Origin of the sequence: Candidatus Pantoea deserta (assembly GCF_003813865.1) — a bacterium.
Lineage (GTDB): Bacteria > Pseudomonadota > Gammaproteobacteria > Enterobacterales > Enterobacteriaceae > Pantoea > Pantoea deserta.
Genome location: NZ_RMVG01000009.1, coordinates 48,388 through 63,154 on the forward strand (window position 1 = coordinate 48,388; position 14,767 = coordinate 63,154).

Annotated in this window: 18 protein-coding genes and 1 CRISPR repeat array; of the genes, 5 read left to right on the forward strand and 13 right to left on the reverse strand. The window is 54.7% G+C overall.

What is annotated here, in order from left to right; genetic code table 11:
• Nucleotides 1–34 precede the first annotated feature (34 nt).
• On the forward strand, nt 35–1,477 hold the full coding sequence (locus BBB56_RS12795) for an alpha/beta hydrolase (protein WP_123801442.1): 1,443 nt from the start codon (nt 35–37) through the stop codon (nt 1,475–1,477).
• A 304-nt stretch (nt 1,478–1,781) separates the two neighbouring features.
• On the opposite strand, the gene BBB56_RS12800 is transcribed toward BBB56_RS12795, so the two are convergent.
• Both BBB56_RS12800 and BBB56_RS12805 read right to left on the reverse strand, forming a co-directional pair.
• On the reverse strand, nt 1,782–2,414 hold the full coding sequence (locus tag BBB56_RS12800; protein ID WP_123801333.1) for an alanyl-tRNA editing protein: 633 nt from the start codon (nt 2,412–2,414) through the stop codon (nt 1,782–1,784).
• A gap of 103 nt (nt 2,415–2,517) precedes the next feature.
• Nucleotides 2,518–3,687 (reverse strand): diguanylate phosphodiesterase, encoded by a 1,170-nt coding sequence (locus tag BBB56_RS12805; RefSeq protein WP_123801334.1) that lies wholly within the window; start codon nt 3,685–3,687, stop codon nt 2,518–2,520.
• A gap of 403 nt (nt 3,688–4,090) precedes the next feature.
• Here BBB56_RS12805 and BBB56_RS12810 point away from each other — a divergent pair, with 403 nt between their 5' ends.
• From BBB56_RS12810 to BBB56_RS12820, 3 genes are all read left to right on the forward strand, one after another.
• Nucleotides 4,091–4,399: a hypothetical protein gene (locus BBB56_RS12810; protein ID WP_123801335.1), complete on the forward strand. Its 309-nt coding sequence runs from the start codon at nt 4,091–4,093 to the stop codon at nt 4,397–4,399.
• A gap of 298 nt (nt 4,400–4,697) precedes the next feature.
• A complete protein-coding gene (ycgZ, locus tag BBB56_RS12815; RefSeq protein WP_123801336.1) occupies nt 4,698–4,925 on the forward strand; it encodes a regulatory protein YcgZ in 228 nt (75 codons plus the stop codon).
• 96 nt (nt 4,926–5,021) lie between these two features.
• Nucleotides 5,022–5,297 (forward strand): biofilm development regulator YmgB/AriR family protein, encoded by a 276-nt coding sequence (locus BBB56_RS12820; RefSeq protein WP_123801337.1) that lies wholly within the window; start codon nt 5,022–5,024, stop codon nt 5,295–5,297.
• 235 nt (nt 5,298–5,532) lie between these two features.
• Here BBB56_RS12820 and BBB56_RS12825 read toward each other — a convergent pair whose 3' ends face one another.
• The 4 genes from BBB56_RS12825 to BBB56_RS12840 form a co-directional block, all read right to left on the reverse strand.
• Complete coding sequence (locus BBB56_RS12825; protein ID WP_123801338.1) at nt 5,533–5,787, reverse strand: hypothetical protein; 255 nt, start codon at nt 5,785–5,787, stop codon at nt 5,533–5,535.
• An 81-nt stretch (nt 5,788–5,868) separates the two neighbouring features.
• A complete protein-coding gene (locus BBB56_RS12830) occupies nt 5,869–6,330 on the reverse strand; it encodes a YlaC family protein (RefSeq protein ID WP_123801339.1) in 462 nt (153 codons plus the stop codon).
• Nucleotides 6,331–6,509: 179 nt separating this feature from the next.
• A complete protein-coding gene (locus tag BBB56_RS12835) occupies nt 6,510–7,403 on the reverse strand; it encodes a dihydrodipicolinate synthase family protein (protein ID WP_123801340.1) in 894 nt (297 codons plus the stop codon).
• A gap of 33 nt (nt 7,404–7,436) precedes the next feature.
• Nucleotides 7,437–8,033, reverse strand: a complete 597-nt coding sequence (locus BBB56_RS12840) for a helix-turn-helix domain-containing protein (RefSeq protein ID WP_123801341.1) — start codon at nt 8,031–8,033, stop codon at nt 7,437–7,439.
• A 43-nt stretch (nt 8,034–8,076) separates the two neighbouring features.
• On the opposite strand from BBB56_RS12840, the gene BBB56_RS12845 reads away from it, so the two are divergent.
• Nucleotides 8,077–8,766 (forward strand): B3/B4 domain-containing protein, encoded by a 690-nt coding sequence (locus BBB56_RS12845; protein ID WP_123801342.1) that lies wholly within the window; start codon nt 8,077–8,079, stop codon nt 8,764–8,766.
• 14 nt (nt 8,767–8,780) lie between these two features.
• Here the strand turns inward: BBB56_RS12845 and BBB56_RS12850 are convergent, their stop codons facing one another.
• The 7 genes from BBB56_RS12850 to BBB56_RS12880 form a co-directional block, all read right to left on the reverse strand.
• Nucleotides 8,781–9,038: a hypothetical protein gene (locus BBB56_RS12850; protein WP_123801343.1), complete on the reverse strand. Its 258-nt coding sequence runs from the start codon at nt 9,036–9,038 to the stop codon at nt 8,781–8,783.
• 305 nt (nt 9,039–9,343) lie between these two features.
• A CRISPR array of direct repeats spans nt 9,344–9,607; the repeat unit is 24 nt; unit sequence ACTGCCGTACAGGCAGCTTAGAAA.
• Between the two features lie 117 nt (nt 9,608–9,724).
• On the reverse strand, nt 9,725–9,910 hold the full coding sequence (locus tag BBB56_RS12855) for a con-10 family general stress protein (protein ID WP_123801344.1): 186 nt from the start codon (nt 9,908–9,910) through the stop codon (nt 9,725–9,727).
• Between the two features lie 183 nt (nt 9,911–10,093).
• The gene (locus BBB56_RS12860; protein WP_123801345.1) at nt 10,094–11,350 is read right to left on the reverse strand and encodes a mechanosensitive ion channel family protein; all 1,257 of its coding nucleotides are present in this window, start codon (nt 11,348–11,350) and stop codon (nt 10,094–10,096) included.
• A gap of 187 nt (nt 11,351–11,537) precedes the next feature.
• Entirely contained in the window at nt 11,538–11,741 is a 204-nt protein-coding gene (locus BBB56_RS12865; RefSeq protein ID WP_033748479.1) for a hypothetical protein, read from the reverse strand.
• Between the two features lie 153 nt (nt 11,742–11,894).
• A complete protein-coding gene (locus BBB56_RS12870) occupies nt 11,895–13,076 on the reverse strand; it encodes a Gfo/Idh/MocA family protein (protein WP_123801346.1) in 1,182 nt (393 codons plus the stop codon).
• A complete protein-coding gene (iolE, locus tag BBB56_RS12875; protein ID WP_123801347.1) occupies nt 13,073–14,002 on the reverse strand; it encodes a myo-inosose-2 dehydratase in 930 nt (309 codons plus the stop codon). The genes BBB56_RS12870 and iolE overlap by 4 nt, the downstream gene beginning before the upstream one ends.
• A 137-nt stretch (nt 14,003–14,139) precedes the next feature.
• A complete protein-coding gene (locus tag BBB56_RS12880; RefSeq protein WP_123801348.1) occupies nt 14,140–14,691 on the reverse strand; it encodes a serine acetyltransferase in 552 nt (183 codons plus the stop codon).
• Between the last annotated feature and the right edge of the window lie 76 nt (nt 14,692–14,767).

A 14,767-nucleotide genomic window follows, 5' to 3' on the forward strand; every position in this document is an offset into this window, starting at 1 on the left:
TGCGCTGGCAAAAAAGATACTCTTTATCGTCGCTATGCTGCTGCTCTGTTTTTTTATCGGGCGCATTTATCAGTCGGAACAGGGGCCGCCGCTCCATCGCTGGCACACCTGGAGCGCAGATGAAATGTCGCCGGATGAAATCGACCACGCCAGTTTTGCCGGGTATCTGTCGCGGGAAGAGGCTATTTTCCGCGATATGCGTCTCAACCTGGATAACAGGCTGAGCGAGGATGAGAAAACGGCGATAAACCGCTTTAATGCGCGCAGTCCGGTTTATCCGGCGCATTTTCACACTGACTGGAATCGCTCATTTGTTCTGATGCCGCAAGGCGCGCCGAAAGGGATAGCGGTACTGCTGCACGGGTTGACTGACTCGCCTTACAGCATGCGCTATCTGGCTGAGGACTATCAGCAGAAGGGATTTATCGCCGTTGTTCCGCGTCTGCCTGGGCACGGAACGGCGCCCGGCTCACTTACCCGCGTGAACTGGAAAGCCTGGCTGGCGACCACCCGGCTGGCGGTGCGGGAAGCGACGCGGCTGGCTGGCTCTCCGCTTCCGCTGCATCTGGTCGGTTACTCCAACGGCGGGGCGCTGGCAATAAAGTATGCGCTGGATCAGCTCGACGACCCCGCGCTGCCGGCGCCGCAGCAAATTGTGCTGCTATCGCCGATGGTCGGGGTCAATGGCTATGCCCGCTTTGCCGGTCTCGCCGGCTGGCCTGCCTGGTTTCCCGCCTTTGCCAGAACGGCATGGCTGAGCGTTGTGCCGGAATATAATCCCTTTAAATATAATTCGTTTCCGGTAAATGCCGCACGACAGTCCTGGCTGCTGACCCAGGCATTGCAGTCGCAAATCGTGCAGCAGTCGCGGCGTGGAAAACTGGCCGCGCTGCCGCCTGTGCTGACATTCCAGTCCATTACGGATGCCACAGTCAGCACGGCAGCAGTGGTTAACGCGCTGTATCGCTATCTGCCTCGCAACGGCAGCAGGCTGGTGATCTTTGATATTAACCAGGCGGCGAATATCAGCGCGCTGTTTCGCGCGGCGCTGCCTTCGGCCACTGACCGGCTGTTGCCAAAGGCGCCGCGTTCCTATGCGACCGTCGTTATCACTAACGCGACGCCGGCCACCCTGCATGCCTCGGCGCGCCTGACTCCGGCCGGGAGCGCGGTGGAACAGGTCGAACCTTTGAGCCTGTCATGGCCGCAGGATATGTTCTCGCTTTCGCATATCGCCTTGCCTTTTCCTCTCAACGACTCGCTCTATGGACTTCACCCCAGCGTCGTGAATCGCTACGGCATTTCACTCGGCGCAATGGCGCTACGTGGCGAAAGCGCCAGCCTTAACGTGGGACCTGAGACCTTTATGCGGGCCACCTCTAACCCCTTTTTCGACGACATGATGACGCGGATTAATCAACACATCGCCTGTAGCCAGCAGGCTGACTATGCAAGCTGCATTGACGCCTTGCCCTGAAAGTAAAAAAGCCCGCGCAATGCGGGCAACAGAGAGTGTCTTTAGATTTAATATCGTAGGCAACACGTTGCTGTGTGTTACCAGTTTATATTAGCGCAGCGCCAGCACGCGGGATGTGAGAAATGCAACGTTCTCTGAAACCGGTTACAGAACCCTTCATGACCAGGACCGTGACGAAGGCTGGGCCGGCGTTATCGGATGCGTCAGTGTCACTTGCGCGTTGCAAAGGTCCGGTTTCGCTGCGGCATTAGCAATGGCGAAAACAGGTCGGCCTGACGCGGCGGACGGGTTTTTCTACTGCCGCTCAGACACCCAGCGCATACTGCACCGTGAGTTGCCCTTTCTTTTCTTTGACCTTGATAATCTGGATGTGGCCGATGTCTGCCGTATTTTGCACATGCGTTCCGCCGCAGGCGTAGGGTTTCAGTTCTCCCCAGGTCACCATTCTCTTGCCCTCGGCCTCGGTAATGCGACGCGGGGCGGGGTGTTCAGTCAGGGCGGCGATTTCGGCCGTAAAGTCCTCAACCGTAACCGTCGCAGGGGAGGCTAAGGCTTCAAACACAATGCGCCCTTCGCCGGGCTTGTGGTTGCCTTTGACGCCTCGCCAGCCATATTTCTCGCCGGCCAGGCCAATGATATGGCCTGCTGAATGATAGCGGGTGTGCTGACTGCGCAGTTCGGCATTGACCTTAAGATGGACCGGACCTGCTGGCAGCGGGCCATCGGTGATATGAATCAGCGTATCGCCATCCTGCATCGCCTGAAGCATATTGACGTTATTCAGGGTGCCTTGATCGGAAGGCTGCCCGCCGCCCTGAGGATGAAACAGCGTGGCGGATAAAATAACATGGTAGTGTCCGTTCTCCTGCGGTGTGCAGCTGAGCACCTCGGTCTCCATGTCGAGTGCGTCGCAGGTGTAATACATTCTTTCTGTCACAGGCAGCTCCTCTGAAATAATTCTGAGAGCAGCATAGCGGACTTTGTAAGGGGAGCAACAGACATTAACAGGCGATCCTTGCCCGTTATGTTGAGAGAGGGGATTAGATAGCTTCGCGATACTCAGGCCAGGCGACGGCTGCGCCTGCGCGCGTGAACAGACGCCCCTGGAAATTGATCACGCCTGCGGCTTCCAGCCACATCCACTCTTCAGGACGCTCAATGCCTGCGGCAATCACGGTAATCTCCAGTGCTGAACAGCATTTGATGATGGCCTGCACCACCGCCTGCTTTGGCCCGCTGCGATGCACGTCGCGGATAATGCCCGCAGCAACGCGAATACGATCAGGCTGGATGCGGGTCAGCATCGAAAGGCCGGCAGAGCCGTCGCCAAAGTTGTCAATCGACAGGCTGATGCCGGCCTCTTTAAGCTGTCGAACCGCAACGGAAAAGGCGTCAAGCTGTGAAATCACTTCAGTTTCACTGACGCCGATAATCACCTGCTCAGGCACCAGCCCGGCGCGATGGATGGCTTCAACGATCGTGTTCACCGCATCCGGGATCGCGACCAGCGTCATGGGCAGCACGCTGACGTAGAGCGACATGCCGTCAGGACAGGCTTTCCCCGCCTGCGCAAAGGCCTGTCGGGCGGCATCAAGGCTGGCCTGATATTTATGCACGCCTTCCGCTGCGGCGGCGATATCACCGCTGGCAATAGCTTCAATGGCGGTAACCTGACGGCCCAGCGGATCGATAACCGGATGGAAAGTCACGCCATGATCGGATGACCAGGCATCGGCGCCGGTCTGATCGGCAATAAAGTCCCAGTATTCGACGGGGGGGACTTCGAAATAGTTCTCTTTCTCGCGCGATTCGACAAAGGTCCGCAAAAACTGTAGGCCGCGGTCATCATAGGTCAGCTGATAACGCGACGTGCCTTTATCCAGCACCGCCTGAAGCACGCTTGAACGGTCATGTTCACGCAGGTCGAACAGCTCCATACCGGCGTTACCAAAACGGCGAGAAGGCGAATAGTCACGCATCAGCTCTACGACGTTGTGGTGGCGTTTATCCGCGCAGATCTTTTCATAAATTGTCAGCACGCCCGCTTCCGGCCCTTCCAGAATCTGAAAAAAATGCGTGCCGTTGAACAGCAAAATTCCCGTGACTTCATGAGAAGCGTTAAGCAGGCTGGCTTGATCCACCATAGCAGGCAAGGTTTTAACGGGAACCTCATCAGAAATATGGCTGCGATAAATTATTGTAGTAAGCATTAATGCTCCGGTTTTACGTGATTGTCGCCGCCACCATAACAGCTATAGCAGGTGAGACGCCAATTCGGGAGGGCTTATTTGTGCTTAATTACACTCAGGGCGTAAAAATTAAGAAAAGTTCGGAATTATAAAATAAACGCAAGGGGTTTCTGCTTTTTTTTCTTGACTGAATGTTGCCTGAATGATTCTGGCTAACCCATTGAACAGACTGGCTAATCGTAAGTAAAAGAGGGAATTTCTGGCTGCCGCTCTGCTTATATTGCCGCAGGCAGTTTTATTTACCGCTTCGCCAGAAAATGATTTACGCCTTGCTCAGGCCTTTACAAAAAAGAAATATCAACCGAAGTCCAGCCGCTAAAATGAACAGTGAGGTTATCATTAATTCAGAAATGGAGGATATTACGTGTTATTTCACAACGATGAGAAAGGCCACGCCGTTATCGGCGAAGCAGTAGTTAGCCTGGCTCTCGGTGAGAAGGAAATAAGCGTTGATACACTTATCGCTGAGCTTGGTCTGATGGCGGAAACTGAAACCTGTGCCGAAAGGCTGTCTGAAATCTCTGAAGCCAGACGCTGGCTTCAGGGATACCAGCACTATGACACACGAGATCAGCCGGGCCTACACTGGCTGACAGTGGCGGGTCAGGACGATGAAGGAAGACACAGCGAGGACGTGATCCGGCTCCGGCCGGAAAACGACGATGAAAGATAGCCTCTTTATCGGGCGCGTCCAACGCGCGCCGGCCGGAGAACGTTGTCAGGGATGACGCTTTTCTGCTCCGCCTCTGCCGATTTTTATCTTCTGCGTGCAAAGTTGTACAACCAGCCTGCTGCGTGTTCAGCGCGTTAAAACGCGTTCTGACAGGCTTTATTCCTCGATATAGCACTTTTTGCACAAAAAGCGGACCTGTACAACAACACAATACCTGTACAAATTTTCAGAAGTTGTATAACTTTACAGATAGCAAAGCTGATCACAATTTCATCACTTGTTAACGCTAAGGATAACTATGCGCCAGAACGTCATTACTCCGGATACCGGACGCTTTATCGCCAGTGCCGCGCTGCCCTCTCAGCAGGAGACGCTGGGACAGGTGGTTGTCGAAATTCTGCGTGCAGGTCATAGCCTGAACCGTAAAGCGATTTGTTCGCGACTGATTCGCCGTCTGGAGCAATCCTCCGGGCCGGAGGAAGAGAAACAGCTTCATCTGCTTATCGGCATGCTGTTTAGCCACTAAGCGTCAGTCTGGCACATTAACGGTTACTGTCAGGGTCATCACGGCTTCGCCTGACATTAACACACTCACCAATAGATCTTAACGAAAGAATTTATCATGCAAACTCATTATGCTGCTCAACGCACCATCTCGATCGAAGCCGAAATCATTCACCACTTTCGCGGAGAAGGCGACAGGCTGGAAGCGGAAACGCGAGTTCTGGATGCGGCTATTCGCGACATTGTTATTCGCGGCAAACGTGTAACCAGTAAAGCTATCATTATTTATCTTATCGCCGAGCTGGAAAGCACCACCGATGTGGTCGAGCTTGATGTGCTGCGTCACTGCCTCGAAATCGTCGTTGGCCGCACGCCGGACGATAGCGGTATCTGATTAAGGATGAACGCTGTCGCTAATCTGTAGCTTTGTGGTTTCAAACTGACCCTGAGAGGCCATAACGGAACAGCTTAGTGCGGCGGCAAGGGAAAGGGTAATCCAGAATTTCATCGCGCTCTCCAGTTCACAGGTTATCTGAACATTAAGCCTGGCACGCGAACGCGCCAGCGAAAGCCATTGAGATAAGAAAAGGAATGTTCTGAGAGCCATTCAGAGACAAACTGCGGGGCGGTCAGTGCAGCTGCTTGTGCGCCGAGGGTCGATGTAATGCGAGATGTGAAAAAAGACAGGCGCGCAACTCATCCTGTATTTCAGTCAGCGCGCTGCGAATCGCAATAATGCGTTGGCTATCATGCTCCTGTTCCAGCTGCTGCTGTAGCGTATGCGTCAGGGCGCTCCATGAGATCTCTGCGCCATCGTCCAGTAAAGCCATCACGGCTTCGCCAATAACAATATCGGTTATTCTCTGGTCTGAATGCTTATTCATATTTACTCGTCTCTCCGGTAACGTGCAAAAAGCTTAGCACAGGAAAAACAGGACAGCGGTTATTCCTGTGCCCTGAGAGCGCTAGTGTCTGAGACGATAGATGTCGGCAAAGTAGAGATAGCCTTTTTTATCGTACTGGCTTTTCAGTCTGGTTTTTTCTTCCTCGTTCAGCACATTGCCAGCCAGCAGCGCGTGGATAAAGGCGTCGCGGACATGAATCTCCATATACCAGTCGCCGGTATAGCAATTTTTCAGCGCGCCTTTATCGATGTCTTTAACTTTATAGGCTGGATTAATATGGAAAAAGAAAAAGAAGTTGCAGACGGCGAATATTGCACAGCAAACAATATACTCAATGGTGCCGAACGATGAGGAATAAAGCAGCACGGCCATGGTGATAACAAACAAAAAACACATCAGGCCATACAGCCCCGGATATTGCTTAATAAAGGAAACGTCAAAATAAGGGCGATCGTTGCGATTCTCCGCGCGATTTATTTGGTCTAGTTCCTGCTGCAACAGGTTATCAAGTGGGGTATACATTCAACTCTTCTCTGCTAAAAATAACCCCGGAAGTATAGATGAAGCGACTCTCTTCTACACCCGTTTTCAAGGGCATAAAAAGAGCAGGCGGAATGGTAAATAAAGCGAAGCGGCAGTTAGCCTGCGCTACCTGCGATTTGTCAGCCGGTAGCGCGTCTGCGCCTGCATGGCAGAAGTGATCAAGCCAGTTCCAGCGCGGCGATAACGGCCGCCACTTCTGCTCTGTCTGCGGTAGAAAGCGGCAGGAGCGGGCGGGGAAGACAGTCAGGATCGGTGAGACCCAGAATACCTGCCGCCGCCGCCATCACGCGAATACTGCCGCCGTGCTTGCGGTAGAGTTCCCATAGCGGCTCAAGACGAGCGGATAGCTCAGTAACCCGATCGCGGTCGCCCTGAGCCGCTGCGGTGGTCAGGGCTTTTGCCGTTTGCGGGAAAAGTCCGCCGCAAACAGAATACCAGAGATCGCATCCGGCATTCAGTCCCAGTGCGGCAAACGCATCGCCGCTCACCCCCAGGCTCACTCCCTGCGGCAGCGCCGCGCGCAGCGCATTAATCTGCGCAAGCGCCCGATCGGGCTGGGCAGCTACGCCGGGAATCTTAATAGACTGTACGCCCGGCAGCGCAGCGATGCGCCCGTAGAGTTCAGGAGTAAAAGTAAAATGCGTTGTGCCCGGATTGTCATAAAGACAAATCGGCACTGAAGCCGACCGCGCCACCGTTTCGAACAGGCCAAAGACCTCATCGTCGTTCAGCCGCTGGTAGCTCACCGGCGGCAACAGCAGGGCGCTGGCTCCAGCACGCTGCGCATCCTCTGCTAAGAGGAGCACTTCAGCCGTGGCGACTGCGCCGATGCAGATCATCACGGGGATCCCTTCGGCATGCTCTACCGCCAGCGCGGCGATACGCTCTCTTTGCTGTCGCGTCAGATAGATGTAGCTGCCCGTTGAGCCGAGCGCACCAATAGAATCCACCTTAGCCGCCGTCAGGCGCGCCAGAAGACGAATAAATCCCTTTTCATCGACGCCCGATGGCGTTACGGGCGTCAGAGGAAACGCGCTTAAACCGGTAAGCATATCAGACTCCTGAGGTATTGCAGCCAGTAACAGTCAGTGCGCTTTTTCATGCACCGTCATGGTAAAAGCGAGTGGCGTATCGCCTGCGCAGGCATAACTGTGCGGCGCTTCGGTTGCGGCGACTACTGAACAACCCGCTGCGATATAAAAGATCTCATCATCTACTTTTAGCTCAAGCGTGCCGGCAGTAACGTGAAGCAGTTCGGTCGTCTCGCGCGGATGACCAGGCGAACTGAACCGCTCACCCGGAAAAAGCTGCCAGTGCCATAGCTCCACCATATTGGATCCGCTGGTGCCTGCCAGCAGGCGGGCAGTGCCGCCGCGCTCGCCTTGCCAGAGCACCGGCATCGCGTCAGGCGGGATCATATGAACCGGGGGCTGGCTGGCGACATCGACAATGTCGGCTACGGAAACCCCCATCGCCGCAGCAAGGCGGCAAAGCAGCGCGATACTGGGATTGGCTCTACAGGCTTCAATTTCAACCAGCATACCTTTACTGACCCCGGCCCGACGCGACAGCTCATCCAGAGACAGTTTTTTTTCGCTGCGGTAGCCCTTAAGACGAGCTGAAATCGCGTTGTTGACCGCCGCCGCATCGGCATCGGTCATTATATTGACTTTTTTGGTCATCGGTCGATATTATGCAATAAATTAGTCATTATGGGATTATGAAATGCCTTTGCTGCTGCCGTCAATTAGCCCGGAACTCGGTCGAATCGCACCGGGTTTCCGCGCATTAAGTATTCAGGTCGCTGCCGCGACGGTGCGTCGCCCCCAGACGGGCGCGGACGCGCTGCGCGAAGCCTGTGACGCTGTGCTTTCGGGTCAGCCGTCCTGGGCCAATGCTCATTTTGCGGCATGGAACGAAGTATTCCGCGCTTTTGGCGCAAAGCCAAAACGGACCCCCTGCTCAGCAGAGGCGTTGCGTAAAAGGGTTCTGCGCGACGGGACGATGGCGTCGCTCGATCCTGTGGTTGATCTCTACAACGCAGTCAGCCTGCGCTATGCGATTCCAGTTGGCGGGGAGAATTCAGCCGCCTTTGACGGTATGCCCAGGCTGGTTATCGCCGACGGGACGGAACACTTTGATACCTTTCGGGAAGGGCATCCCGCAGTAGAAACGCCTGAGCCTGGCGAAGTTATCTGGCGTGATGATACGGGCGTCACCTGCCGCCGCTGGAACTGGCGACAGGGCGTCAGAACGCGTCTGAGCGCCGTCGACAAAGAGATGTGGTTCATCCTTGAAAGCCTGCCGCAAATGCCTGTTGAAGAACTCCACGCCGCAGCAAAAATGCTGACGGACGGACTGGATAAAATGATGCCCGGCGCAACCTGTGAGGTTGCTTTGATCGCGTTGCCGTAGCGGCGATCCGTCCGTCAGGCGCGGGAGGAGAAGATAAAGTGCGTCGCCGTCTCGCTGATTAAAAACAGCGTTTTCGCTTCGCCGCCTGGAGAGACAAACACCACAGACTGGCCAATACTCAGCGGGGCAAAGACTTCGACGGGCTGATTCTCCTTCTGAATCTCCAGCAGCAGCCGCGACTCGAAGGCGCGGTCGGCTACGCTGTCAAGATGATAGTCGCAGGTAAAAGAAAATTCTGGTTGATCAAGGATGTAAAACTGTCCGGATGGCATATGCCTGACCTCTCAGTTAAGATACAGCGGGGCAGAAAGCGCCGGTATTTGACTTAGTGTAGCTATAAATCTGGCGACCGGAAGAGCAAGCCGGGGAAAGGATAAAATTAGCAGGCTAATAATATCTTTCGCAAGAAAGGATAAATCAGACAGCGGTTTTTATGAGAATATTCTTGCGCCCCTTCAAGAGCTAAGCCAACACGAGTGCCGGAGATAAGCGCCGGGTGGGGCATACAAACCCAATCAGCCGCCTTCAGGCAGCATTGAAACAGCGCCCACAGACGTTTCTTAACAGCGTCAGCTTCACTGCCGTACAGGCAGTTTAGAAAGACTTCATCAATACACTGAATAAGCGTATCCAGTTAACTGCCGTACAGGCAGCTTAGAAAAGTCGCCGTGACAGGAGAGGCTGTAGATGACCGTTCACTGCCGTACAGGCAGCTTAGAAATCGAAAACTTCCCGCAAATCCTCCTCTCGCTGGCGCACTGCCGCTCAGGCAGCTTAGCAATTCTCACAACGAGTGGCTTTCTTTTGCCCCCGGTTCACTGCCGAACAGGCAGCTTAGAAAGCCGACAGATGCGCAGCGGGAGCAGTATGAGGTTCACTGCCATACAGGCAGCTTTTCTGTCGGCGGAAATGACCTGCCAGATAAGCCAGTCCATGGCGAACCACCTCCTGAGGCGCCTTACTCAGAATTACCAGGCGGACGTCGGCTCTTTTTGCCACCTTTCCGACCCGCTTCCCTGGCTCGTTCAGGATTATTCCTGAAGTTGCCTCCGCTGGCTTTGCCTCCTGCGCTGCCCGCTTCTTTTGCGCGTTCCGGATCGTGGGCAAAATTACCGGCCCCACCTCTGTACTTCTGTTGTGTCATAGACAGTACTCCTATCAGTGTTCCCGTAGATAAAAGGACTAGCTAGTCACCTTTCAAGCGTAGCCTGCTGCTGCGCCTGCGCAAGGGGATGGCAGGAAAAAATCAACGATTTCTGCTGGTTAGGTTGCGTTTCCTTGCCGCCGCGCGCAGCAGCAGCAGCAAGGGATGTTAAGCGTAAAACAGTCAGGCGGACGGCGTGCTGCTATCGCGGGATGTCTGATGGCGTTCGTGCGAAAGACGCCAGAAATTAGCGCCGGCAGGATGCTGATAGATACGCAAAGAGAAAAAGCCTGCTACCGCATAGATATATTCAAAAATTTCAGACTGCGAGTTTTCATAATCGACCCACAGCGTGGACGAGGTAAAACAGTAAATCTCAATCGGCAACCCGTCTGGCGAAGGTTTAAGCGCGCGCACCACGATATACATATCTTTGCGGATGTCGTCACGCTGCGACAGCCAGGCCGTCAGATAGTGGCGAAACACCGTCAGATTGGTCATGCCGTTTTCGACAAACCAGCGATCGCCGACCGCGCTAATATCCCGACCATCAAGCAGGGCGGTCAGTGGTTCGCTGACGCCGCGCAGCTGCACCATTGATTGCAGCATCTCCTGATTCACAAAGGTCACGGAATCCAGATCGAGATAAAAGCTGCGCATGATGCGACGCGCCCCCGACGAGAACATCGCCTGCCAGTTGGTATAGGTCTCGGTGAGAAAATTCTTGGTGGGAATACGGGAAATGGTGTTATCCCAGTTGCGTATGGTGATGGTATGCAGCGCAATATCCGTCACCTCGCCGCTCAGGTTTTTATCCGGCATCTCAATCCAGTCGCCCAGCTGTAGAACATCGTTAGAGGAGACCTGAATATTCGCCACCAGCGACAGCAGCGTATGCTGAAAAACCAGCATCAATACGGCGGCGGCGGCGCCCAGACTGGAGATAATAATCACCGGCGATTTATTCGACATAATAGCCAGGATCATAATCGCGGAAAGAATATGCACCAGGATTTTGCCGATCTGGATATAGCCTTTTATCGAATGATTTTTACGCTTCGATTTCTTCGAATAGGAGTTGTTGACGATCTCCAGCACTTCATTGAAGAACAGGGATAAATAGACAAAAAACAAGATGCCGCACAACGTCTTAATGGCGATAAGCAGATGTTCCGGCAGCTCCGGCATAAACTGCAACAGGTAATAGACGGTGATCACCGGAATAAAATTAGAGAGCTTCTCGGAAATCCTGACGTCTTTATCCAGCGGCACGTCGCTCTTGTGGGCGCTGAAAAAGACTTTGCGCACGACTTTGACGACAAAGAATTTACAGACAAGATGCGCCACCATACCGGCGATGATCAGCATAATAATATTAAAGGTGGCGGAAAGGGCGACGTTCCCTTCAATAAACCCCATAACCTCGTTGAAATAGTGCATTTTTACCACATACAAGCAAACCTGAAGCAGGAGTTAAGCATAAAACAGCAGCGAATGATAAGCGACGAATGCGCCTGAGAACTGATGTAGCAAGCAGGGCGCGCCCAGACAGCGCCAGGCGGGAAAGAGCAAGACGGCGGGTAAGGTTCGACAGTAAAGGTTCGCGTCTTATCCGCCGTCAGGCGCGTCAGAGCAGGGAGTCTGGATTGGCTTTTGCCGCTTTTTTCTCTTCCTCGACAGCCTGAACAGGATCGGCGGCGCTTAGCCAGCGATCAAATTTCTGGTAGGTCTCGATAAAGGATTTAAAATAGACGGTAATGCCGGTGACATTCTCTTTCCGCTCCATATACGCCACCGCCAGTTTAAACGCATCCTGATTTTCAAATTTCACGGGCTTTACTCTCCATAATTACGGGTTTATTCAGCGTAGCCTGGCCTCGAAACCCGCGCCTGCGCATCTGGCTGCTTTTTATCGCGAAGGCGCGTACAGGGTTACAAGACTGGCATCGCCAGCGCCGCATCATAACCTTACGCGCTGCGCTTTTCATCTGGATAAATCGGCGAGCCTGATGCGCTGACCTGTGGCGGAAGAGCGCGTCATAGCCTCAATGATGCGCTGGTTATCCAGGCCAAAGCGAAAATCCGCCACGGGCGGATGCGCGCCGCTGAGAACCTGAATCAGGTCATAGATCTCGATCACTTTGACATCGAAATATCCCAGTCCGCCACCGGCAAAATCAAAGGCGAAGAAGCCGTTAAAGGCCTCAACCTGCGATCCCGCATACAGGGTTTTAAAGCCGCGATCGTGCTTCTCATCGCCGTAGCGGGCAATTTTCAGCTCATTAAAGCGCTCGCCGTCCATCGCCAGAGTGCCGGCCGTGCCTGAGATTTCCCAGGCGATGCCAAAGACTTTGCCCGCGGCGACCCTGGACGACTCAATCACCCCGCCTGCGCCGCTGGCGAAGGTCACCAGCGCCTGAAACTGATCATCATTTTCTACCTTGAGCCGCGCCGCGTCCCGGTCAGCCTGCGCCCCATAGCCGGAGCCTGCGCCAGGCGCAGGACGGGTTTCAATCACTATCTGCTCCTGACCCACCACGCTGTCTATCTGGCCCATCAGGTATTGCGCCACGCTGATAACGTGGGAGCCTAAATCGCCCAGCGAGCCGGAACCGGCCTGCTCGCGCGAACAGCGCCAGCTCCACGGCAGTTCAGGATCGTTAAAGAAGCCCTGATCGAACCAGCCGCGAAAACGTGTCGGGGTGCCGATGTCGCCGCGCGCGATAAGCTGCCGCGCCAGCTGTGCGGCGGGCGTTTTAATGTTGTTAAAGGCGACAAAGGTATGCACGCCCGCGCGTTCCGCTTCCTCGACCAGCATCTGCGCATCGGCGAGCGATACCGTCAGAGGTTTTTCACAGTAAACATGTTTCCCGGCGCGAATGGCCGCGCGCGCCATCTCGACGTGCAGATGATTTGGCGTGGTGATGTCCACGACATCGATCGCCGGATCGGCGATTAAAGACCGCCAGTCTGCCGTGCCTTGCTGAAAGCCAAAGCGCTGCGCCGCTTGCTGCGCCAGCGCAGGGGTCGCGTCAGCCAGCGTATGCAGCACCGGTTGAAACGGCAGATCGCGATAAAGCAGGCTGGCGCGTCGCCAGGCGTCAGCGTGCGCCTGACCCATAAATCCGGAACCGATCAGACCAACATTGAGGGTTTTTCTCTTCATGCGAGGCTCTCCTGGGGAAGTATATGGCGCGTGACATAGTGATGGGCGCGCGTAACCGTGGCGAGCGGCGGTGCCTTAGCCGGGTCCTGTTCAGCCTCTACCACCAGCCAGCCGCTGTAGCCGCTGGCGGCGATAAAGCGGGCCAGCGGCGCAAAGTCCAGGTCGCCTTCGCCAGGCGCGCAGAACAGACCGGCCAGCACCGCCTCGTTAAAGGTCATCTCACCGGCGCGCGCCTGCTGAAGCCGATCGCGGCGCACGTCTTTTAAGTGGATATGGCAGATTCGCTCAGGGAAACGCTCAATCAGCTGCTGATAGCTGAAGCCAGCCGCGAAGGCATGCCCGGTGTCCAGCAGCAGCCCCACCTCGGACGAGCAGGCGTTAAGCAGGCGCGCAATCTCATCCCAGGTTTCCGCCACCATCATCAGGTGATGGTGGTAGGCCAGCCGCAGGCCATATCGGGCATAAAGCTGGGCGGCGAAGCGCGACAGGCGATCGGCATAGGCCGCAAGGCGGTCGGCGGGCAGCAGCCGACGCTGGCTCAGCGGAATATCCAGCGCGCGCTCCGCCATCCAGCCGCATTCGCCGTACACCATAACCTTTGCGCCGCAGTGGCTAAGCAGCGAGGCATGCTGATGGACCGCTTGCAGCTCTGCCTCCACGCTGCGTTCGGTGAGAAAGCCGTCGTACCAGCCTGATATAAGCCGCAGCTGATGCTGGTTCAGCAGGGGGAGAAGCGCCTCGGCGCTGCGCGGCAAAATGCGGCTCATTTCAACGCCCTGATAGCCGGCCTGGCTTGCTTCATGCAGACACTGCTCAGGGCGGGTATCGCCGCCCAGGTCAAGCAGTACCTCATTCACCCATGACAGCGGGCTAACGCCCAGTTCAGGCCTGGCGGCGTTGGTCGAATAAAAGGTTTGCTGGATCATTTTCCTGTTTCCTCAGAGAGTAAAAACAGGAAAAAAATAGAGCAGGGCATCAGGCACGACTACGCCTGTTTTGAGTGATTCACATCAAGGCATGCGCGCCGCGTGAGTCACAGGTCGCGCATTGAAGGAGGAGAGGATCAGACGCCGACGGGAAGAATCGTCATCTCTTTTTTGTTCATGACCACGGCATTGTCGGGCACGTTCTTATTGACGAATGTCATCGCGCCAATCAGCACATTATTACCGATATAAATATCATCGCCGATTATGCAGCTGTTAGCGCCCACCTCGACTTTATCGCCGATGTGAATATGACCAGACTGATTGATATGACGCACGCCGATGGTTACGTTTTGCTTGATGTGAAAGTTTTCGCCAATGATGCAGCGGTGAGAAATAACAATACCCACGAAATGGGAAATGCGCAGGCCGACGCCGATTTGCGTACCGGGATGAATATCACAGGCATACTTATTGCGCAGTTTACGCGCCAGTCGAATAGCCAGTTTGCGGTTACGCTTGCTGAGATAGAGATAATTTGCGATACGCCACCAGAAGTAATAACGCCTGCCGGGACACTTAATCGCCTTATGTATTGTTTTTCCCCAGGAAAACGGCTCTGAAGAAACCATAACTTCTTTCTTCAGACAGCGTTTTAGATGTTCAAGGTGGGGATCGATAATTGCCATTTAATTAACCAGTTACATCTTATAAGCGGCGCATTATAGCGGGCCGAGCGGCAGGGGAAAAGCCCGGTGACAGCAC